General features: G+C 35.6%; 22 protein-coding genes. 11 read left to right on the top strand and 11 right to left on the bottom strand.

All coding sequences use genetic code 11. From position 1 onward, the window contains the following. Positions 1–42: 42 nt before the first annotated feature. Both folA and ACGH4F_RS05180 read right to left on the bottom strand, forming a co-directional pair. Positions 43–549 (bottom strand): type 3 dihydrofolate reductase, encoded by a 507-nt coding sequence (folA, locus tag ACGH4F_RS05185; RefSeq protein WP_411590333.1) that lies wholly within the window; start codon positions 547–549, stop codon positions 43–45. Positions 550–559: 10 nt separating this feature from the next. Then, entirely contained in the window at positions 560–1,624 is a 1,065-nt protein-coding gene (locus ACGH4F_RS05180; RefSeq protein WP_267359372.1) for an MJ1255/VC2487 family glycosyltransferase, read from the bottom strand. A 319-nt stretch (positions 1,625–1,943) separates the two neighbouring features. Between ACGH4F_RS05180 and ACGH4F_RS05175 the strand changes: the two genes are divergently transcribed. From ACGH4F_RS05175 to mutT, 5 genes are all read left to right on the top strand, one after another. Continuing rightward, a complete protein-coding gene (locus tag ACGH4F_RS05175) occupies positions 1,944–2,306 on the top strand; it encodes a hypothetical protein (protein WP_267359370.1) in 363 nt (120 codons plus the stop codon). A gap of 130 nt (positions 2,307–2,436) precedes the next feature. Beyond that, the gene (locus ACGH4F_RS05170; RefSeq protein ID WP_411590283.1) at positions 2,437–3,987 is read left to right on the top strand and encodes a multicopper oxidase family protein; all 1,551 of its coding nucleotides are present in this window, start codon (positions 2,437–2,439) and stop codon (positions 3,985–3,987) included. 147 nt (positions 3,988–4,134) lie between these two features. Continuing rightward, on the top strand, positions 4,135–4,473 hold the full coding sequence (locus ACGH4F_RS05165) for a hypothetical protein (protein ID WP_411590281.1): 339 nt from the start codon (positions 4,135–4,137) through the stop codon (positions 4,471–4,473). Between the two features lie 83 nt (positions 4,474–4,556). After that, positions 4,557–7,283 carry a preprotein translocase subunit SecA gene (secA, locus tag ACGH4F_RS05160; RefSeq protein ID WP_267359366.1) on the top strand — a complete coding sequence of 909 codons (2,727 nt, stop codon included), beginning with the start codon at positions 4,557–4,559 and terminating at the stop codon, positions 7,281–7,283. 117 nt (positions 7,284–7,400) lie between these two features. After that, positions 7,401–7,805: an 8-oxo-dGTP diphosphatase MutT gene (gene mutT, locus ACGH4F_RS05155; RefSeq protein ID WP_267349800.1), complete on the top strand. Its 405-nt coding sequence runs from the start codon at positions 7,401–7,403 to the stop codon at positions 7,803–7,805. A 53-nt stretch (positions 7,806–7,858) separates the two neighbouring features. Here mutT and ACGH4F_RS05150 read toward each other — a convergent pair whose 3' ends face one another. Genes ACGH4F_RS05150 through ACGH4F_RS05130 form a run of 5 tightly spaced genes read right to left on the bottom strand, consistent with a single transcriptional unit; the run spans position 7,859 to position 9,749 of the window. Continuing rightward, positions 7,859–8,245: an EamA family transporter gene (locus tag ACGH4F_RS05150; protein ID WP_267359364.1), complete on the bottom strand. Its 387-nt coding sequence runs from the start codon at positions 8,243–8,245 to the stop codon at positions 7,859–7,861. After that, positions 8,242–8,601, bottom strand: a complete 360-nt coding sequence (locus ACGH4F_RS05145; protein WP_267349804.1) for an EamA family transporter — start codon at positions 8,599–8,601, stop codon at positions 8,242–8,244. Before ACGH4F_RS05145 ends, ACGH4F_RS05150 begins: the two co-directional genes overlap by 4 nt. Continuing rightward, on the bottom strand, positions 8,589–9,023 hold the full coding sequence (gene zur, locus ACGH4F_RS05140) for a zinc uptake transcriptional repressor Zur (protein WP_065558826.1): 435 nt from the start codon (positions 9,021–9,023) through the stop codon (positions 8,589–8,591). Before zur ends, ACGH4F_RS05145 begins: the two co-directional genes overlap by 13 nt. Positions 9,024–9,046: 23 nt before the next feature. Then, on the bottom strand, positions 9,047–9,319 hold the full coding sequence (locus tag ACGH4F_RS05135; RefSeq protein WP_267349808.1) for an RnfH family protein: 273 nt from the start codon (positions 9,317–9,319) through the stop codon (positions 9,047–9,049). Position 9,320: 1 nt separating this feature from the next. Further along, positions 9,321–9,749 carry a type II toxin-antitoxin system RatA family toxin gene (locus ACGH4F_RS05130; RefSeq protein WP_267349810.1) on the bottom strand — a complete coding sequence of 143 codons (429 nt, stop codon included), beginning with the start codon at positions 9,747–9,749 and terminating at the stop codon, positions 9,321–9,323. Between the two features lie 67 nt (positions 9,750–9,816). Between ACGH4F_RS05130 and smpB the strand changes: the two genes are divergently transcribed. Beyond that, positions 9,817–10,299, top strand: a complete 483-nt coding sequence (smpB, locus tag ACGH4F_RS05125; protein ID WP_065558829.1) for an SsrA-binding protein SmpB — start codon at positions 9,817–9,819, stop codon at positions 10,297–10,299. Between the two features lie 36 nt (positions 10,300–10,335). Here smpB and ACGH4F_RS05120 read toward each other — a convergent pair whose 3' ends face one another. The 3 genes from ACGH4F_RS05120 to ACGH4F_RS05110 all read right to left on the bottom strand — a co-directional run bounded on the left by ACGH4F_RS05120 (position 10,336) and on the right by ACGH4F_RS05110 (position 13,770). Beyond that, positions 10,336–11,334, bottom strand: coding sequence for a substrate-binding domain-containing protein (locus tag ACGH4F_RS05120; protein WP_411590278.1), 999 nt, complete (start codon positions 11,332–11,334; stop codon positions 10,336–10,338). 15 nt (positions 11,335–11,349) lie between these two features. After that, positions 11,350–12,468: a glycoside hydrolase family 172 protein gene (locus ACGH4F_RS05115; RefSeq protein WP_267359358.1), complete on the bottom strand. Its 1,119-nt coding sequence runs from the start codon at positions 12,466–12,468 to the stop codon at positions 11,350–11,352. A gap of 75 nt (positions 12,469–12,543) precedes the next feature. Then, entirely contained in the window at positions 12,544–13,770 is a 1,227-nt protein-coding gene (locus tag ACGH4F_RS05110) for an oligosaccharide MFS transporter (protein ID WP_267380834.1), read from the bottom strand. A gap of 687 nt (positions 13,771–14,457) precedes the next feature. Here ACGH4F_RS05110 and ACGH4F_RS05105 point away from each other — a divergent pair. After that, positions 14,458–15,237 carry a GntR family transcriptional regulator gene (locus tag ACGH4F_RS05105; protein WP_267349820.1) on the top strand — a complete coding sequence of 260 codons (780 nt, stop codon included), beginning with the start codon at positions 14,458–14,460 and terminating at the stop codon, positions 15,235–15,237. 145 nt (positions 15,238–15,382) lie between these two features. On the opposite strand, the gene lolA is transcribed toward ACGH4F_RS05105, so the two are convergent. Then, on the bottom strand, positions 15,383–15,976 hold the full coding sequence (lolA, locus tag ACGH4F_RS05100; RefSeq protein WP_065558834.1) for an outer membrane lipoprotein chaperone LolA: 594 nt from the start codon (positions 15,974–15,976) through the stop codon (positions 15,383–15,385). 176 nt (positions 15,977–16,152) lie between these two features. On the opposite strand from lolA, the gene ACGH4F_RS05095 reads away from it, so the two are divergent. The 4 genes from ACGH4F_RS05095 to ACGH4F_RS05080 all read left to right on the top strand — a co-directional run bounded on the left by ACGH4F_RS05095 (position 16,153) and on the right by ACGH4F_RS05080 (position 22,116). Next, positions 16,153–17,490 (top strand): replication-associated recombination protein A, encoded by a 1,338-nt coding sequence (locus tag ACGH4F_RS05095; protein ID WP_267359354.1) that lies wholly within the window; start codon positions 16,153–16,155, stop codon positions 17,488–17,490. 209 nt (positions 17,491–17,699) lie between these two features. After that, positions 17,700–19,985, top strand: coding sequence for a class 1a ribonucleoside-diphosphate reductase subunit alpha (nrdA, locus tag ACGH4F_RS05090; RefSeq protein WP_267359352.1), 2,286 nt, complete (start codon positions 17,700–17,702; stop codon positions 19,983–19,985). 138 nt (positions 19,986–20,123) lie between these two features. After that, positions 20,124–21,254: a class Ia ribonucleoside-diphosphate reductase subunit beta gene (nrdB, locus tag ACGH4F_RS05085; RefSeq protein ID WP_065559020.1), complete on the top strand. Its 1,131-nt coding sequence runs from the start codon at positions 20,124–20,126 to the stop codon at positions 21,252–21,254. 217 nt (positions 21,255–21,471) lie between these two features. Continuing rightward, positions 21,472–22,116: a hypothetical protein gene (locus tag ACGH4F_RS05080; protein WP_267359350.1), complete on the top strand. Its 645-nt coding sequence runs from the start codon at positions 21,472–21,474 to the stop codon at positions 22,114–22,116. Positions 22,117–22,317 lie beyond the last annotated feature (201 nt).

Raw genomic sequence — 22,317 nt, 5'->3', positions numbered from 1 at the left:
CACTACCTTAAGTTTTGCTCAGACATCATTTCGTAATGTGATTTAGTTACGTTCTAACACTTCAAAGTAATAATCGTAAGGATTTTTATCATCAGCTTGATGATGTTCTTGAAAAACTGATTGCCAAGTTTCGGGGGCATAATTAGGGAAATAAGTATCACCTTGTAAATCAGCATCAATATGCGTTAAGTAAAGTCTATTGATAAATGGTAAAACTTGCTGATAAATATTGCCACCACCAATGATAAAGACTTCCTCACATTGTTGACTATTGGCCACTACCAGTGCCTCATCAATAGATGTGACCCAACTTATATTAGGGTTTATATTTGATTCGGCTTCGGTTTTTGCTTGCCTTGAGATAACAATATTATGTCGATTGGGTAACGCTTTGCCGATAGATTCAAACGTTTTCCTGCCCATAATAACAGGTTTATTAAGCGTATTTTTTTTAAACCATGCCAAATCAGCAGGTAAATGCCAAGGCATCTGATTGTTAAAACCAATAACACGATTATGTGCCATGGCAACAATGATACTAAGTGTCATGTGAGTTTGTTTATACATAACCTAAAGCTTTAATTCGTTGATTTACATTTTCGGGAAAAACAGTTTGCGCCCAAAGTCGTTGACTTAAAGAAAGCAAAGACTCTTTTTGCCCATTAACAATCCAATTAGCAAGTTCAGTTGCAACATCAGGATAGACCGTTGGTTTTGGCGAAGGTAAATCTAACCAATACTTAAGTTTAATGCTATTTAAGGTTTCCATCACCGTTGCCATATCTAATGTATGTAAACATTGAGCATTATAGATTTGTTCAAACTGACCCGAGACAGGTTTAGTCAAAATCTTTTTACCCAAAACTAATGCTTCAGATATCAGTGCAAATCCCGTGTTAGAAATAATCCCCGAACAGCTTATTACCGCATCCATAAAACCGTCACGACAAAGAGGGTGCAAAGTAACATTATCGTTTTGTGATAATTGCTTTATATTTGGATGAAAACAGATAAATTGATGTTTAGCAAATTGTTTAAGTAATTCAACAATTTCAGTCATATTTTCAAATGGCAAATAAACAACAATGGAACCATTTTCGGTAGGCGCCACTTGAAATGAATCAATCATGGGTGGCAATAATTTATGTCCAAAATGAAACCAGTGTAAACCAATTGGCTTGGTTACTGGCGCATAATACTTCATGATCACATTTGCAATCAGTCCATATTCTTTGGGTTTTAAATACTGACAAACCGCCTGATTACTGATACCTAAGCATTCTCGATGCTGATGATGAGCAGCCCAAGCGCTTACCGGCTCAAAATCACTAATAATACAATCATACTTTGATAAGTCCAGTTCGCGAACATCTTTAATTAACCGAAAAGCACGGATGCGTTGAACCGTTTTACGAAAATTTATCTTTCCATTGACTGTTGCAAAGGTAACACCCCGAAAAGTCTTATAATGACCAAAAACGTCCATATCAAAATAATCTTTTGGATCACGCCCACTAAAAATATACTCAACATCAGCGCCTGCCTTTTTTAGCGCTTTGGCTAAAGTTCGACATCGGCTAATATGACCATTTCCTGTTCCTTGAACACCAAAAAGAATTTTCATATTGTAATGATTAGTCAATTAAAATTACTGCATATCATACCAGAAGCCTAAACAATTATCTTGCTTATTTTAAACAATAAAGGGGAATTTTGAGACAAATTTGAAAATGAGTTTAAGGGGCAATCGCAATACGAATTTCATGAACTCGCCAAACTTAAAAAAAGTCTATAGTTGATTTTTATAATTAATATAGTTATTCAATCTGTTAGCTTTCAATTATACTGTTTAAAAATAAGAAATGTTTAAAAAACGTGCTATATCGTGACGTTTGAAGTACAATATTGCTTATTAGCGATTTGATGCGTTGTGAGATTGTAATATGTCAATAAGGATCCTCAATATACAATTTAAAGGCATCGTTGTGTTAACAGCGGTTTTGTTGCTGTTTGGTTATTTTTTACTACCATTATCAAAAATGGGAAAATCTTTTGACTCGACTTGTTTTTCAACGACTCATTCCATTTTAACATTCGATCAAAGCTCGGATCCTCATCACGCTAAATCTTTATCATCAAAAATAAATTGTTCATTAATCAATCATTGTGCTGTATGTGGGGCAATCGTTTCAAACTATGCCATTAACCTCGATAGGCAAATCAACTTTACACATTTTTTATCACTTAAATTCATTGCAAATGATAATGAATTTATTCCTGAATTAAGACCACCACGAATTGCTTAATAAGTTATCGCTATTAGATAGTAGTTGTTAATCACTATCAGTTATAAACAAACGTTATCTATCGTTATGTTTGCTCACATCACGATTTTCAGCGTTATTGTTAAATCAGTTAATTTATTATGGGAATATTATGAAACGTCGACATTTTTTAATGAATTTTACGGCTGCTGTAGGTGGATTAGTTGCAACCAAAGCCATTGCTAAAATGGAACATACCAAGATGACGGGTATGACCTGCGAACTCAATTCTGATGATTGTAACAAGGGGGATAATATGCACGAACATATGAATATGAACATGAATATGAATCACGATCAAAAACCACAAAAGCTTTTGCCTACTTCCTCACTAAAACAGAACGACAATTTACCCAGCTTGATCAATTTAAAAAATGAAAGTAATCAACCGGGAGTATTTGAAGCGACCTTACACCTCAAACCCGTCAAAATTGCCTTAACACCTGAAATTACGACGGAATTTTGGGCATATAACGGTATGATTCCCGGCCCTAAAATTGAAGTTAACGAGGGTGATCACGTTAAAATCACGGTGAAAAATGATCTGCCACAAGCCACAACCGTGCATTGGCATGGGTTACTTATTCCATCGAATCAAGACGGTAACCCTCAAGATGCCATTCCAGCGGGAAAAAGTCGTGTTTATGAATTTGACGTTCCTAAAGGAAATGCAGGCACATTTTGGTATCATCCTCATGGACATGAAACAGTAGCTGAACAAGTTTATCGAGGTTTAGCTGGAACATTCATCGTTCGAAGCAAAGATGACCCTTTAAATTCTCTTCCTGAACAACACTGGTTCTTTTCAGATTTAAAATTAACGGATAAAGGTGAAATTGCCGATAATACCATGGTTGATTGGATGAACGGTCGTGAAGGTCAATTTGTATTAATTAACGGGAGTTATCGACCTAAAATTAAAGTTGATTCAGCGACACGTGTAAGAATCTGGAACGCTTGTTCAGGTAGATACCTTAACTTATCCATTCCTGATTGTGATGTCTTTTTAGTGGGGACTGACGGTGGATTATTGTCTGAACCTGTATCACTAAATAAACCATTACTGTTATCCCCTGCCGAACGGGCAGAAATTGTTATTCTACCTAAAAAAACGGGGACGGTTTATTTGCAATCTATCGGTTACGATCGAGGCAAAATGGGCAATGTACCACCTGAACAAGATATGTTACTAGCAGAGTTAGATTTAACGCAGTCAAACTCAATCACCTTGCCATCAACACTTCGTACCTTACCAAAACTTGGACAAGCCACCGCACACAAAAAACTGGAATATACCGAAGTGATGGACATGAAAGAGCCGCGTGGCGGAATGTTATTTTTAATCAATGGCAAACGCCATGATATGAATCGTATCGATCTTGAAAGTAAAATTCACGAGGTTGAAGAATGGACTATTCATAATAACTCTCATATGGATCATAACTTTCATATTCATGGTGCACAATTTATGGTCGTTTCACATGAATTTAATGGTACCAAAACACCCCCCCAATACGTGGCATTAAAAGATACAGTAAATCTTCGACCCCATGAAACAATCACGATAAAGATTCAACAAAATATGCCCGGATTACGCATGTATCATTGTCATATCATTGAACATGAAACACTGGGTATGATGGGTCAATTGATGGTAAAATAGTTTTTTATCTTTATCTATCTTGTCATTAAACGTTCGACAAGATAGATAAATTTCCTTTTTAACTGAATCTTCATTTTCTTGATAACAATACAAGTAATAAATGTTTTTCATTTTGGCAAATAATGCTAACATATTGCCACTATGATCATGACTAATTTCTGGCAAATACTCAGTAAACGCTTAACAATCAAAACAGCTCTATCGCACTTATTATTAGGTGTAATTGCTACTGGGTTTAGTTTATGCCAGCAAGAAGCAATCCCCAATGAATCAACGGTTTCTCACGTTGGGATTATGGCGAACAATGAAATCGTTCAAGATCAACAAGTGTCAACCCGAAAGGTGTCACCATCGTTAACCAACCCCCAAAAATTCAGTACCAGTACTGTCTTTATGGCGATTAATTACGATATTTTATCCACCAATAAACCCATTCAAATAACTTCACATAATGCGATAAGAGCAGGCCCTAAAAACACTATTTAACTTAAGAGTTTATTACTTAATTTTTATGTTTTTATATAAGGTGTCGACCTTACATTCCCTATTAAAAGAAGAAAGAGAAATTTATGTTATTAAAATTATTAACTAAAGTTTTTGGTAGCCGTAATGAACGTGTGCTAAAAACCCTGCGTAAGCGTGTTGAAAGAATTAATGCATTAGAACCTGCAATGGAAGCATTAACTGATGATGAACTTAAAGCAAAAACAGTTGAATTTAAACAAAAATTAGCATCAGGTACCCGTTTAGATGATATTTTAGAAGAAGCTTTTGCCGTTGTCCGTGAAGCCAGTAAACGTGTTTTTGGTATGCGTCATTTTGATGTTCAGTTAATTGGTGGTATGGTTTTAAATGAGCGCTGTATAGCCGAAATGCGTACAGGTGAAGGTAAAACGTTAACCGCAACATTACCCGCTTATTTAAACGCATTAACAGGCAAAGGTGTGCATGTCGTCACGGTCAATGATTATTTAGCACAACGTGATGCTGAAAATAATCGTCCTTTATTTGAATTTTTAGGTTTAACCGTTGGTATTAACCTGCCCAATATGCCGCCAGCAATAAAACGAGAAGCTTACAGCGCTGATATCACTTATGGTACCAACAACGAATATGGATTTGATTACTTACGTGACAATATGGTGTTTAGTAAAGATGCGCGTGTTCAACGACCATTACATTATGCTTTAGTCGATGAGGTTGACTCAATTTTAATTGATGAAGCAAGAACACCGTTGATTATTTCTGGGCAAGCCGAAGACAGCTCAGATAAATATGTGAGTGTTGATAAAATTATCCCTCATCTTATTCGCCAAGAAAAAGAAGACTCAGATCAGTTTCAAGGAGACGGTGACTTTTCAATTGATGAAAAATCACGTCAAGTTAATCTAACTGAACGAGGATTAATTAAGGTAGAAGAACTACTAATTAAACAAGGTATCATGAAAAATGATGAGTCGCTTTATGCGCCAAGTAATATTGTGTTAATGCATCATGTCAATGCGGCACTACGAGCCCATCATTTATTTCATCGTGATGTCGACTACATCGTTAAAAATAACGAAATTATTATTGTCGATGAGCATACTGGACGAACAATGGAAGGACGTCGTTGGTCTGACGGCTTACATCAAGCGGTTGAAGCAAAAGAACATGTTAAAATTCAGAATGAAAACCAGACGTTAGCTTCAATCACTTTCCAAAACTATTTCCGTCTATATGAAAAATTAGCCGGTATGACGGGTACTGCCGATACTGAAGCCTTCGAATTCCATCAGATTTATGGTTTGGATACCATTGTTATACCAACTAACCGCCCAATGCAGCGTAAAGACCAATCCGATTTAGTCTATATGACTGAAAAAGAGAAGATTGCAGCCATTGTCGCTGACGTACAAGATTGTGTAAAACGAGGACAACCAGTACTAGTGGGGACTGCATCGATTGAAAAATCAGAATTGGTATCCAATGCATTTAAAAAAGTTGGCATTAAGCACAACGTATTAAATGCCAAGTTCCATGCCCAAGAAGCAGAAATTATTGCTAATGCAGGGAGTAAAGGCGCTGTCACTATTGCAACCAATATGGCGGGTCGAGGTACCGATATTATGCTTGGCGGTAACTGGCAAAGCGATTTAGCAAAACTTGAAAATCCTACTCAAGAAGATATCGAAAAAGCTAAACAAGCATGGCAAGTTAAACATGAAGAAGTTATTGCACTGGGCGGGCTTTACATTTTAGGTACAGAACGACATGAATCCCGTCGGATTGATAATCAGTTACGCGGTCGTGCTGGTCGTCAAGGAGATCCGGGCGGTTCACGTTTTTATTTATCGCTTGAAGATCCGCTGATGAGAATCTTTGCGTCAGAACGTGTTGGTAATATGATGCGTAAATTGGGTATGAAAGAAGGCGAAGCGATCGAACACCCATGGGTCAATAAAGCGATTGCGAATGCTCAAAAGAAAGTTGAAAGTCGTAACTTTGATATTCGTAAACAATTGCTTGAATATGATGATGTTGCCAATGAGCAACGTAAAGCAATTTATCGTCAACGAAATGAGATACTGGATAATACTGAAATTAAAGATACCATTACCGTAATCCGTGTTGATGTATTTAATGCGCTCATCGATCGTTATATTCCACGGGAATCAATCGAAGATATGTGGGATGTACCAGGACTTGAATTAGCGCTAAAACGTGATTTTGATTTGGATCTTCCAATTGCTAAATGGTTGGATGAAGAACAAAATCTTTATGAAGAGTCACTTCGAGAACGTATTATTCAAATTGCTCAACAAGCTTATGAAGAAAAAGAGCAAGCAGCAGGTTCAGAAGCATTTAGACATTTTGAAAAAACAGTTATGTTACAGACGCTTGATAACTTGTGGAAAGAACACTTGGCTGCGATGGATTATCTACGTCAAGGTATTCATCTACGAGGTTATGCGCAAAAAGATCCTAAACAAGAATATAAACGTGAATCCTTTAACATGTTTGAAGACATGTTAGAATCACTAAAATATGAAGTTATTGGGATATTAAGTCGTGTTGTTATTCGTTCACAAGAAGAAGTGGAAGAAGCAGAACGTCAACGCATTGCTGAAATGGAAAAACTATCAGCTAAGCAACATGCAAGTCATGAATCAGCTTCTAATATCGAAGGTGAAAGCGAAAACAATACAAGTTCAACTCAACCTAGAGTTCGCACTGAAGCCAAAGTGGGACGAAATGATCCATGTCCTTGTGGTTCAGGTAAGAAGTATAAACATTGTCATGGTGCTGTTCAATAAGCAAAAAATTTAGTATCATCAAACATTATTGATGATTTAATCAGCGATTATCATCGTCGTTTAAATTCAAGGGAAAGTGTTCACTTTCCCTAATTTTACGGATAGATAAACAGAATTATGAGAAAACATACTGAAATAGCAATAGGAATTATACGTTCGGAAAATTGTCAAATTTTTATTACCCAACGTGGAGAAGACTCTCATTTAGCGGGTTTTTGGGAGTTTCCCGGAGGAAAAATAGAAGTAGGTGAAACACCTTATCAAACTTTGCAACGCGAGATTGCTGAAGAAGTTGATATCCAAATCCATGATGCTCAATTTTTAAAAGTAGTGAAACACAGCTACGATGATCGTGATATTACCATTCACGCTTATTTAGTGGAAGAATGGGACGGCGTTCCATTTGCTAAAGAAGGACAACCCAGCCGATGGGTAGATCAAGAAGAATTGAATGCGGATGAATTTCCTGATGCAAATCGACCTATAATCGAAATGTTAAAGAATCTCGATAAACAAATTTAAGAAGTAATTGCCATAAATTGTTAAAATCACATCATTTTCAAATTAGCTATGCGCTATTTAGACTTTTGGTGAATTCTTTGTTCAGCTAACGCTAAAAAAATAATCCCGATGATTATACTTATTGCGCCTATAAAGCGTGTTAATGTAATCTTTTCATTAAACACCATTACCGACACTAACATTACCGTAACAACTTGTAAATGCGAGGCTGCAAAAGCAGGGCCAACTGGTGCTTTTTTTAACAGTACCATCCAGGTCACAAATGCACCGGTATAACCTATCATGACTAAATAAGCCCAACAGTGGCTAAAAATACGTAATAACCAATCAACACTCAATTCGAAAGGCAAAGCCGATATTGCTGTCAGCTTAAAACTGGTTTGACCAAAAGTATCAAAAAAAAGCAGTAATATAAAGCCAATTAAATAGAATTTTTTCATTCCGTGAGTCCTACTAAAACTACTCCTGCTGTAATAAAAAATATCCCTAACAACCGAAAACACGTTAGGTGCTCTTTAAATAAGATTCGTCCAGCTAACATGACCGTTATCATATTAAACGAACCCAATAAAATACCTTGTGACAAAGGCACTTCGCTTAAAAAAGCTAACCAGAAAATAAAACCAACAAAATAAGATCCAAAACCAATCCAAAGCCAAAAATTACCAAATAGTTTATGCCAATAATCCAAACCTTGATTATGCTTTGAGGTAATTGCTGCATATTTAAAGGCGATTTGACCGACCGTGTCACAGCCGATATTCAATAGCCAAAGAAAAATAATTAAGGTTGACACGACTGACACACTCCATGAATTTCCAACACGCTGTGTTTAATCAAAAATTGACTTTGTTGTGCCAGTTGTTTTAGTTGTTGTTCAATATTTGCTGAGTGTTTTTCAAAAATTTGTCGGCATTTATCACAAATAAAGAGAATTGAAAGATGATCGGGGTCTTGAAAATGTGGGCAAACAATATAACTATTGCTTGATTCAACTTTATGTATAAAACCTTGCTCAAGCAGAAATTCAAGGGCACGATAAATAGTCGGTGGTTTGGCTTGGGGTTCACTGACTTTTAATAAATCTAAAAGATCGTATGCACTCATAGCCTTATTTGCCGTTAACATGATATCTAAAACTGTACGACGCTGGGTTGTCAATTTAATACCGCGTTTTTTGCATAAGGTTTCAATCTTTTCAATTATCAGATTATGCATCGTGTTTCCCTTGCCAGTAATCATTATTTATTTAATGCTGCTCTTCTTCGTCTTATTTCTTTAGGATCGTTGATTAAAGGGCGATAAATTTCAATACGATCACCCTCTTTCACTAGTTCATCAAGCGAACAACGTTTTCCATAAATACCAATTAGATGATCATCTAATTGAATGCGACAAATAGATAAGATATTGGATTTTACTATTGCTTGCAAGATATTCGTCGATTCTTCAACCTGACAATCAATTATTGTCGGATTATTCGGTAACGCATACACAACTTGAACCGTTATCATATTAATAAATCTGCCTTGCTCGATTGGAAAACGCTTTAACCATATTTATCATCACATCTTTAAACATTGGGGTAAAAGTCATGTCTAATAATTTATTTTGAAATTCAAAATCTAAACTAAAACTGATTTTACTTTGGTTGTCAGAAAGTGTAGTAAACTGCCATTTGCCCGAAAGGTGCTTGAATGGGCCTTCTAAAAGGGTTAAATCGATTGAATTAGGTTCATTAATTTGATTTAATGTGGTAAATGATTTTTTGAAACCAAATTTTTCAACTTCAATAAATGCAGCAATAATATTATCCTGTTTTCTAATAATTCCCGTTGCGATACAATCGGGAACAAATTCAGGATATCGCTCAATGTCATTGACTAATGAAAACATTTGTTCAATTGAATACGGTTCAATAACTTCGTGAAATATATGTGCCATAACATTAATTAATTAAAAATAAAATTTGTGGCATATATTAACACGTAACTCTATAATAACGCACATTATGACTAAGAAAAAATCACACAAACCCGGTTCGGCAACCATTGCATTAAATAAACGCGCACGCCATGAGTACTTTATTGAAGAGGAAATTGAGGCGGGATTATCCCTACAAGGTTGGGAAGTTAAATCCCTGCGTGCAGGAAAAGTAAATATTAGCGATAGCTATGTACTGCTTAAAGACGGGGAAGCATGGTTATTTGGTGCAACCATTACACCATTAAATGTGGCTTCAACACATGTTGTCTGCGATCCCATGCGTAACCGTAAATTGCTTTTGAATGAACGTGAATTAAATTCGCTATTTGGTCAAATCAATCAAAAAGGTTACACAGTTGTTGCGCTTTCATTATATTGGAAAAATGCTTGGGCAAAAGTCAAAATTGGTGTGGCTAAAGGCAAGAAAGAGTACGATAAACGAACGGATATCAAAGAACGGCAATGGCAGGTTGATAAAGCGCGTATCATGAAAAACGCTAATCGCTAATCATCTTATTATTACTTTTGTCTCTCATCGTAAAAGCTATGGATGGCGTTTAATTTGTGGTTTGATGAAAATCGCGTTATGCTTTAGCGCTTTAAAATTAAGCAGATCATCTATAGTGTTTACACACGTCAGTGCCATAGTTTGAAAATCTTGTGCAATAGCATCAATCGGATAATAAGAGTAATCCAGATAAATATTATAATCATACGAACATAAGCAAATTTGGTCTGGATTAACTTTAACCTCGACTAAATAGCTCAACACTTCCTGCAATAAATTACCGGACGGAGTAAAAATAGCTTTCGGTAAACGCCCTAATTTTTGATGCAATCGTTTGAGTAAGTCATAACCTTTATTTGGGCAATAACTATCACAAATGATCCAGTCAGAAGCTGGCGTTAAGCCTGCATTCGTTAAACCTTGTTTAAATCCTTGTAACCGAGCACGAATTGAAGTGAGTTGTGCATCACAACCAATAAAATAAAACTCATTTAATTTTTTTGCATAAGGTTCGATTAATTCAGCTACCGATCCTATTGCCTCACTTGTAATAAATGGAAGTGTGGTATGCTCAATATAACGATCAAAAAATAACACCGGAGTATGTTGATTAATACTCATGTAAAACTCATCGCTATCTAGTGATGTGACCACTATCATTGCATCCACTTTTCGTTCAACCAAATTTTGCGCTACGTTAATTTCAACCTCTTTATTATAGTGGCTACAAGTAATTAAAAGCTGAATATTTTTTTCCCGAAATGATGCTTCTAAATGGTGTAAAAACATCGAAAAAAACGAGTTCGACATATCAGGAACAATGACACCAATTGTATTGGTACTCTTCGCCTTGACTAAGTATCGACGAATATGCGATTGCTCTTTATACTGCTCAGCTATTGCAAGCACTTTTTGGCGTGTAAGAGATGAGATTCGATATTTTTTATCTCGTTTATTAAAAATATGGCTGACGGTCGTTGCCGAAACGCCAGCCAAACGAGCAATATCATTGATTCTTAATTTATTACTCGCCATATTTCACCTTCCAGACTATCGTGGTGTGCGTTGTTGTTTATTGGGAAAAGTCGGGTTGTGATTTTCCGACGGATTTTGATACCAATACGCCACGCTGGCAATATCATCACAACGTTCATACAATCTTATATCATCATTTCCGATCTGTTGAAAAGCTAACTTAATATTTTTATGGAAAGCAACCGGATCAGGTAAATGCCAACGGTATAAACCATGCATCGGAAGTGCATCATCGCCAAAGCCATGTACCGGATTTGAATCACCTGTTTGAAAAAAATCCCGTGTAGCATCTCGATTAGTTTGATAAGGATAGCCCATAAACAGTGTTTGAAAACATTTTGCTTTAGGCTTACCTTGACTGTCACGATTATGAAATGCCCATGCCCCACCAAAATAGTCTTCTGAGCCAGTTGAATGTTGTGTTGGATACGCACTATCATCATCCAGATAAAATTTGAACTCGCCTTCTCCCCACCAATACCGTTCTAAAGCGGTTAAGGCTAAATACGTCCCCACATAATAGCCATGACCTTGTACGTTATCTAATATGACATAATCTTGTGCATACTGAGTTACACGCTGACGACGCCATTGTGCATGAAAATAGAGAGGCTGTTCGAACGGTTTTGGCATGATGGCATAATTAATAGTGAAAAAGAAATGTTGTAAATCTGCTTCATGCTCGTTGTGAATTTCTATTCTGGCTTTTTTATTGAATGGCATTCTAAAATAACAGTTAAATCCCCCTGTTGGATTAACCACAATCGGTAATGAATTGATATCACATCTTGCTCCAAATCCATTACAGAAAAAATCACCAATTGGGCTTTCAACTGACGGTATTGTTTCGTCATCCCAGTAGATACGAATAACCACATCACGCAAGACAAAACTACCACGATGTGTTCTATCGGTTAAGGTAAACCACATATGTCTAATTTCAGCAGGCCCGCTAATTTCTGCAATAGTTATTTTTTCCCCTGCCGGAATCGAGATACACCCTTGTCCTTTACGGCTAGGGCCTAAAGCACTCGCTTTCATACAAGACTTACCCTTTTCGCCTGTCATATTTTCAGGTGAAATAGTTCGAGTTTGTTCAAAGTTAAATTGTGTCACTGAATTGAATATATTCATTTTTAATCCTTAATATGTCTTAATAAATTCTTATTATTACCGTCTAAAAGATATGTGTTTTTATTAATCTTTTTTTTATGTGTTCCCTTTTTGGTCTCGACTTAAGAAGAAAATGGCAAAAATCATAAAACCTAAAACCACCAAACCTAAATTATTAAACGTCGTTGCGGCGCCAGCGGTATCATAAATGTCGCCAACATAAGTTGAGAACAAAATAACCCCAACTGAACCTGCGACTTGATAACCAATCAGAAAAACAGTGGCAGAAAGACGAGCATTAAAATTGTTATCAATATACTTAAATACTGAGACTAAAATGGTTGAAATTTCTAAACAATGCATCAGCTTAATAATGGATATAATGACAATGCTATCAACATGAGCAGTTAAAAATATTCGTGATGCCGATATAAATGCAGCAAAAATAAGTGCATTTTTTGCGCCAACTCGATTAACAACAAAAGGAACACAAAACATGACTGCAGCTTCTAAGAACACTTGAAAAGAATTTAATAAACCATATAAATGATAACCATCATTTACATCGGTAAATTGTTGTGTGAAATAGACAGGAAACAGTTGCTGATCATAAATATTATAAAGGCTATAAGTGCCTAATACATAAATAACAAATATCCAAAACTTTTTGAGCGCAAACACAGAAAGGATTTCATTAAAGGTCAATTTTTCTTTCTTTTGAAATACCACACTTGAGGATTGAGTTAAGTCAGGTTTGAAATTGAGATTTAAAATCATAAAACAGAGACCGACAATTGACGCTGCCCAAAAATTAAGATGGGGATTAATACTTATTAAAATTCCGGCGATAAAAGTCCCTACTGCATAAGCAATACAGCCCCAAGTTCGACATTGTCCAAATTCAAATCCAAACGCCCGACTAATCTTTTCACAATATGAATCAATCAGTCCCATACCTGCCACCCAACCAAATCCTAAAAAGAAACTGCCAAAAATCACACCAACATAAAAGTTATGCTTTAAAAGTGGTTCATAAATATAAATTAATGCAGGTGCTGCGCAGGTGATGATAATACTTTGAAACCAAATAAGGTGTTTTTTTAAGACTAATTTATCTTGATAAACACCATATATAATCATGATAATTAACGAAATAAAGTAGTTAAATGAATAAATGATACCCGTTTGTTTCGCTGTTAAACCAATCTCTTTACTAAGCCAAATTGAGTAAAAAGAGAAAACAAAACTGCCTGCTGCGTAATACATAAAGCTATAACAGGAAGCAAACCAATAAGTTGGTTTTTTATAAAATTCACTTGTCATAATTTATCCTATGAAGAGTTAACCACTGATAAGGAATATAAAGAGCTAAAAATTTAGCTTTAATGGGTTTATTGGATAAATGTGATCCACATCAAAAATTATTTCTAAGACTTGCAATAAACAGCAAAATTCATCATGGTGTTTTGTTAACAATAGGTAAATCTAAAAGTAAGATAATCATTATGCTGATAAATTCAAAAAAATTTGAACGTTGAACTTTAAAACAAGATATCAGACAACTTTTTAATTCATAAATCGCAACAAGATGGGTTTACCCATTGAATGATTAAAAATGTTTTAATTAGACGCCATTAACTGTGTTTTAAATGATCAAAAAATGAGGAATGTCGATTCAGCAACTTGCGTGAGACGATAAAATGTAACACGCTTAAGTATCCCTAAAAAATCTAACTTATAACTGCAAGATAGTTAACCTATATTAGATATATAAATTTAGTGAAAAAGACATCAAATTTAACTCAAACATATATGACAATCTAAAAAGTTGACACACATGATATAGCTAAAATATAACAACAATTTAAGATGGTTTATCGACTTGTCAGTTATGTAAGAATTGATAAAAATAGTATAAAAAAAATTAGAGTTACATTATTTAACTCTAATCAATTAGATGTTATTTTAAGGTTATATTTAAACGACTTAGGTATTTTAAAAAAATAAATTATGACCGAAAAACAAAATGAATATCACAGGCTTTATCAAGTCATCGCATCAGAATTAAAAAATCGGATTATTAGCGGTATTTACCCAATAGGAAGCAAATTACCTTCAGAAAGATTGGTGTGCGAAGAGTTAAAAGTTAGTCGTTCTGTCGTAAGAGAAGCAATAATCATGTTAGAAGTTGAAGGTTTTGTTGAAGCACGTAAAGGATCGGGTATCCACGTTATTGGCAATAGCTCGCTTAAAAACCTTTCATCAACTTCAGGAGGATTAAATTTTGTAAAAAGTGGGCCTTTTGAACTGTTGCAAGCACGCCAACTTATTGAAAGTAATATTGCTGAATTTGCTGCCACACAAATCACCAAGGGAGATATTGTTAAATTATTAGAAATTCAACATAATGCTCAAAAAGAAGATCATCATCGCGATCCCTATTGGGATATTAAATTCCATACTCAGATTGCCATGATTACTCGTAACAGTGCTTTAACTATCATTGTTGAAGAGACATGGCAACAGCGCACGTTAAATCCTTTATGGAAAAAACTTCATGAAAATATGCCAGAACAAACCATTAATAATTGGGCAGATGAACATAACCAAATTTTGGAAGCTTTAATTAATCGAGATCCTAAAGCAGCAAAATTAGCGATGTGGCAGCATTTAGAAAACACTAAAAAAGCACTTTTTGATGCTGCAAATAAAGATTTTGAAACAAGACGTGATCACTATTTATTTTCTGATAATCCCGTCATTAGTATCAATAACAATGAATTAGACTAAACTAAACAAATCATCAAGCTTTAACTCACTCGTAGCTATCAACTAATTAAAAATAAATTTAGCAAAATTAATTGACGCTATCTTGTGTTTAAGGCTCAAAATGATAATCGATAATGACTTTTATTACTTTAAATGCATTGATCACTTATCGTTGATCGTCAATTTGAATGCCTAAAGGCGGTTCAAAATGAAACTTACTGAGTTCTACTTTTCCAAGTTTTTGGTGCGATAGATCATAAAAACTGCGTTGTCCATCTTCCTCAATAATCGTAAAATTGGAAATCATTCCGCTTGGTAACACTGAAATGATAAAATTCTGACTTGAACTGTCTGTCGGCTTTAAAGTGAATGAATCTTGTTTACGTGTAACTTGATAGTGGTTCCAAATAGGATTATGACTATCGGTAATTAAAAGCATTAAACGATTATCAACGGCTTTTTTTAAATCCATCACCGTGACTTGTTCGACTGTTGGCGTATAGACCCACATATTACTTCCATCCGAAATAATAGTTGTTTCCTCTGGCTCTGTCATTTTCCAATTGAAATAGTAAGGTCTTGTTACCCAAAGATCCCCCTTTCCTTCCTGAACTTGCTGATTATCTGCTGTTTTTACATCTTGTGAAAAGCGTGCATAAAATCCGTCAACTTTGTCTAAACGCTGTTGTAAGACCTCTTTATCACCTGCCCAAGCGGATACGCTAACTAATAATCCCATTAATACTAAAAATTGTTTCATAACGAATCCTTACTTTTTTTATCTATAACAAAGCGTTAAATAGTGTTCGTAAATCTGATTAGGTCAAAATATTACCGTTTTTCGTTAAGTTCGAAAAGTTATTTTCTTTTCTTTTTCACTTATCAATTAACAAGTATATAATATAATGAATTTTTCAAACTTGGATACCACCTGTTATGCCTAGCATGTCATTTGATTTTACGACCGATGAATTTCAGCCTTTAGCGGCAAAAATGCGTCCACGTAATTTATCAGAATACATTGGACAAACTCAGCTACTAGGAGCAGGAAAACCATTACCGAAAGCCATTGAAGCCGGAAACCTTCATTCAATGATCTTATGGGGGCCTCCGGGAACTGGGAAAACCACATTAGCTGAAATTATAGCGCATCATGCTCATGCTAAAGTCGAAAGAATTTCGGCAGTCACATCCGGAATCAAAGATATTCGTGAAGCCATTGAGCGTGCAAAAATCAATCAGCAAGCGGGTATCCGTACGATCTTATTTGTTGATGAAGTTCATCGTTTTAATAAAAGCCAACAAGATGCATTTTTGCCTTATGTTGAAAATGGTACAGTTACTTTTATTGGGGCGACAACTGAAAATCCGTCATTCGAACTCAATTCAGCGCTGTTATCACGAGCTAGGGTTTATTTACTCAAATCATTAACCAATGCCGATATCGAAAATATTTTACAACAAGCCATTGATGATCCGGTTCGAGGTTATGGCAATAAACATGTCGTGTTACCACCAGAAACAAAAAAACAGATTGCTGAATTTGTCGGGGGGGATGCCAGACGTGCACTGAATACACTTGAATTATTAGTGGATATGTCCGGTGGCAATGAACTAACACCAGCGTTACTCAAAGAAGTCATGGGTGAGCGTAGTGCCAGATTCGATAATCAAGGTGACCGATATTATGATTTGATTTCTGCCGTCCATAAATCAATTCGTGGTTCTGCGCCTGACGCTGCATTATACTGGTATGCAAGAATCATTACTGCTGGTGGTGATCCCCTCTATGTTGCTCGTCGATTACTGGCAATTGCCTCTGAAGATGTCGGCAATGCTGATCCAAGAGCAATGCAAGTTGCATTGGCGGCGTGGGATTGTTTTACGCGTGTTGGCCCCGCCGAGGGAGAACGCGCCATTGCGCAAGCTATAGTTTATTTGGCTTGTGCACCGAAAAGTAACGCCGTCTATCTTGCTTTCAAACAAGCTATGAGTGACGCGCAGTCTAAGCCAGACTATGATGTACCTGAACATTTACGTAATGCACCAACCAGTCTAATGAAAAATTTGGGCTATGGAGCACAATACCGTTATGCACATGATGAACCTAATGCTTTTGCAGCAGGTGAAAATTATTTTCCGCCTGAAATGGCCGATAGTAAATATTATCAACCAACTGATCGTGGTGCAGAAAAAAATTATGCCGATAAACTTGCATGGTTAGAAGCCCAAAATAAAGCAAGCGCAATTCAACGTTATAAAAACCAAAAATGATTCATAAGTAAAACCTTTCTAAACCATTTTATTTTATTACAGAAAAAAACGTTTACTAACCGATAGTTAACAAAATAAAAAAATGTTAACTGACTAATAAATACACTATATATAGTAATAAAATGATTAATAGGCACTATATATTGTATATTTTGACAAATATCAATTATGATAAGCTCCACAAAAAACGGGATAAAACTGGATGGAAAATGAATAAATCAATATTTGTGACCAAGCGAGATGGTAAGAAAGAACCTATCAATCTTGATAAAATTCACAAGGTAATTACATGGGCAGCAGAAGGATTAGAAAATGTTTCGGTATCTCAAGTTGAATTACGTTCACATATTCAATTTTATGATGGGATCCGAACATCTGATATTCATGAAACAATCATTCGAGCTGCCGCCGATCTTATATCGCAAGATTCACCAGATTATCAATATTTGGCTGCACGTTTAGCCATTTTTCATTTACGTAAAAAAGCGTATAACCAATTTACTCCTCCACCACTTTATGAACATGTAAAAAAACTAGTGGCAAGTGACCGTTATGACAAACACTTACTTGAAGATTATACGCAAGAAGAGTTTGAACAAATGGATAAAATTATCGATCATTGGCGTGATATGTCTTTTTCATATGCGGCAGTAAAACAGCTTGAAGGAAAATACTTAGTTCAAAATCGGGTAACAGGCGAGATTTATGAAAGCGCACAGTTTTTATACATTTTAGTCGCAGCTTGTCTTTTTGCTAATTACCCTAAAGATACGCGTCTTAGCTACATCAAACGCTTTTATGATGCAGTCTCAACTTTTAAAATTTCATTACCAACGCCAATTATGGCCGGTGTTCGCACCCCAACACGCCAATTTAGTTCATGTGTACTTATCGAATGTGATGATAGCTTAGATTCTATTAATGCGACGGCAAGCGCAATTGTCAAATATGTGTCACAACGTGCAGGCATTGGTGTTAATGCGGGCAAAATTCGAGCGCTTGGTAGTTCAATTCGTGGTGGTGAAGCTTTCCACACCGGTTGTATTCCTTTTTATAAATATTTTCAAACAGCGGTAAAATCCTGTTCACAAGGCGGTGTTCGTGGTGGTGCTGCAACGGTATTTTACCCGCTTTGGCATTTAGAAGTCGAAAGTCTATTGGTTTTACGTAACAATCGAGGTGTTGAAGAAAACCGTGTTCGACATTTGGATTATGGTGTTCAGATTAATAAATTAATGTATCAACGCTTAATCCAAAACGAAAACATTACCCTTTTTAGCCCGTCAGATGTTCCGGGTCTATACGAGGCGTTTTTTGCCGATCAAGCAAAATTCGATGCGTTGTATCATCAATATGAACAAGATGTAAACATTCGAAAACGTGTAGTAAAAGCGGTAGAACTCTTTGCCCTGTTAATGCAAGAACGTGCATCAACTGGACGTATTTATATTCAAAATGTTGACCACTGTAATACTCACAGTCCATTCAATGCTCAGCTTGCGCCTGTACATCAATCTAATTTATGTATGGAAATTGCGTTACCAACTAAACCGCTGAATAATGTCAACGATGAAAAGGGTGAAATAGCACTATGTACACTGTCCGCCTTTAATTTAGGTGAAATTCAATCGTTAGATGATTTTGAAGAGCTTGCCGATTTAACGGTTCGTGCCCTTGATTCACTGCTTGATTATCAGGATTACCCTGTTCCTGCTGCTCGCAATTCATCCATTAATCGCCGTACATTAGGCATTGGTGTCATTAACTATGCCTATTATTTAGCAAAACATGGGGTAAAATATTCAGACGGTAGCGCTAATAATTTAACCCACCGCACGTTTGAAGCGATGCAATATTATCTTTTAAAAGCATCAAATAACCTAGCGAAAGAAAAAGGTGCATGTAACTTATTTAACGAAACGACCTATTCACAAGGGATATTACCGATAGATACCTATAAAAAGGATCTTGATACCATTACTAAAGAGCCATTACATTATGATTGGGAAGCACTGCGTGAATCAATTAAAACTCATGGTCTACGTAATTCAACCTTATCGGCGTTAATGCCTTCTGAAACGTCTTCGCAAATATCTAATGCGACTAATGGTATCGAGCCACCTCGAGGATATGTCAGCGTTAAAGCATCGAAAGATGGCATCTTAAAGCAGGTAGTACCTGACTATAAAGATTTAAAAAACTTCTATGAACTACTTTGGCAAATTCCTAATAACACGGGTTATTTACAATTAGTTGGTATTATGCAGAAATTTATCGATCAATCAGTTTCGGCTAACACCAATTATGATCCGACAAAATTCCCGAATGACAAAGTACCGATGAAACAGCTACTTGCTGATTTATTAACCGCATATAAATTTGGTGTCAAAACACTCTACTACCATAACACACGTGATGGGGCGGAAGATATTCAAGGGGATATTGCACTAACTGAAAGTGATGACGGTTGTGAAGGCGGGGCTTGTAAAATTTAATTGCCCTTTTAGACAAAAACAAAGCATCACTTTAAAAACATTCAATGGGGGATTTTGATCCCCCAATATTGCCCCTTTTCCGCTGTCGACAGGTAGTGGTAAAAGTAACTAAATTCAGTTAGGAGTACGATTATGAATATGAATTACAGTACCTTTTCGCATGTACATAACGATCAGCTTAAAGAACCCATGTTTCTTGGTCAACCGGTTAATGTGGCGCGTTATGACCAACAAAAATATGAAATGTTCGAAAAATTAATCGAAAAACAACTTTCGTTTTTTTGGCGTCCGGAAGAAGTCGATATATCTCAAGACCGCATTGACTATGCGGCACTACCCGAGCATGAAAAACATATTTTCATTAGTAATTTAAAGTACCAAACATTATTGGATTCGATTCAAGGTCGTAGTCCAAACGTTGCTTTACTCCCTTTAATTTCAATTCCTGAACTTGAAACTTGGGTAGAAACGTGGTCGTTTTCAGAAACAATTCACTCTCGTTCTTACACACACATCATACGTAACATTGTCAATGATCCCTCGGTGGTATTTGATGACATTGTGACAAATAAAGAGATCCAAAAACGTGCGGGTGACATTGCGGGTTATTATGATGATCTGATTAGTTATGCAAGCTATTACAATTTATTGGGTGAAGGGAATCACACGGTTAACAATAAAACCATTACTATAAGCTTACGTGAATTGAAAAAGAAACTGTACCTTTGCTTAATGAGTGTTAATGCCCTTGAAGCCATTCGTTTTTATGTCAGCTTTGCTTGTTCATTTGCTTTCGCTGAACGAGAACTAATGGAAGGAAATGCAAAAATCATCAAACTCATTGCCCGTGATGAAGCCCTACACTTAACGGGAACTCAATTTATGATTAATACGCTTCGTAGTGGTGAAGATGATCCTGAAATGGCTGAAATCGCAAAAGAGTGTGAACAAGACTGCTATGACCTGTTTTTACAGGCAGCGAATCAAGAAAAAGAGTGGGCAGCATACTTATTTGAAGGTGGTTCAATGATTGGCTTAAATAAAGATATTTTATGTCAATATGTTGAATACATCACCAATATTCGTATGCAAGCGGTCGGATTGAAATTGCCTTACGAAGTAAAATCTAACCCGATTCCATGGATCAATAACTGGTTAGTATCCGACAATGTACAAGTTGCGCCACAAGAAGCCGAAATGAGCTCTTATCTAGTCGGTCAAATTGATTCTGAAATCAATGAAGATGATTTGAGTGATTTTACTTTATAATTTACGCTGTCATTAAAACTTCCTATCCTGACTTGCACAGGTTTAGTACTAAAGCCTGTGCATGTTTTGTCTTTAGCGGTTAACCAAATCCAAGTAATTACAATCCAATTTCTTTTTTTAATTTATATTACATTTCTTAATGTTTGATTAATAATCTTTTTAATTGTATTATTTAACCGATATTAGTTAAATAAATCAAAAGGAAGTAAGAAGTAAAATGAATAAATTCATGGTAAGTTTAATTGCTATTACGTTACTATCAGGTTGTAAAGTTGAATTAGCACCGACAGTAAACCTTAGCGACGTGCAAAGTGAAACAGCAAAAACCGTACAGTCAAAAATATTGATTGAAGTTTCATCATGTACTGACTTTAAAGATTCACGACAAGAATCATCCACGTTAATAAAAGCAAAAAATGAAATTCAAAAAATTTTTGCGGATGCAAAATATATTGAATGTTATCGAGAAAAAATGGATTCTAAAGCAGTATTTGAAATACCGATTATGGTAGGAGGAAAAACGGGTAATGGTGATATCCAAATACGCAATAACGAGTCAGGTGGTATGGTTGTTGAAATGTCAAAAAAATTAGAACAAAAGATCAGTAATCACCAAAATTCGACATTTCGCAAAATCAATACATCAATCAGTATTAACGTCAATAATGATTTGAATCAAGCACAACAAATTATTGGTTATGCTATCTATCTTGATAACAATGCGATTCCTGTATCTAAGTATGATTTAAAACCAGGTCAGCATACGATAAAATTATCTGATGTTTCGGTATCTGCAATATTAACTAAGGGTTCCGCTTTAGTTTATGAAAATGCTAATGATTCAATCGATACAAAAAATTAGCTATAACTAAAATAAAAGCCTATCAACGCTTTTATTTAGTTTATGATATTTAAAATGTAAGGTAAAAACTATCGAATTGCTATTTAGCTTGACGAAATTATGTTGTTTTTTTGGGGTATAAATCATAATAGATAACAGTAAATGTTTTCGTGTTAATTACTATCAATATTTGAAGCATAATTAAATAAAACTGTGTTATAT

Origin of the sequence: Gilliamella sp. CG35 (assembly GCF_046635745.1) — a bacterium.
GTDB lineage: Bacteria > Pseudomonadota > Gammaproteobacteria > Enterobacterales > Orbaceae > Gilliamella > Gilliamella apicola_I.
Note: the sequence above shows the minus strand (reverse complement) of the source record. Positions and strands in the feature narration are given on the sequence as shown.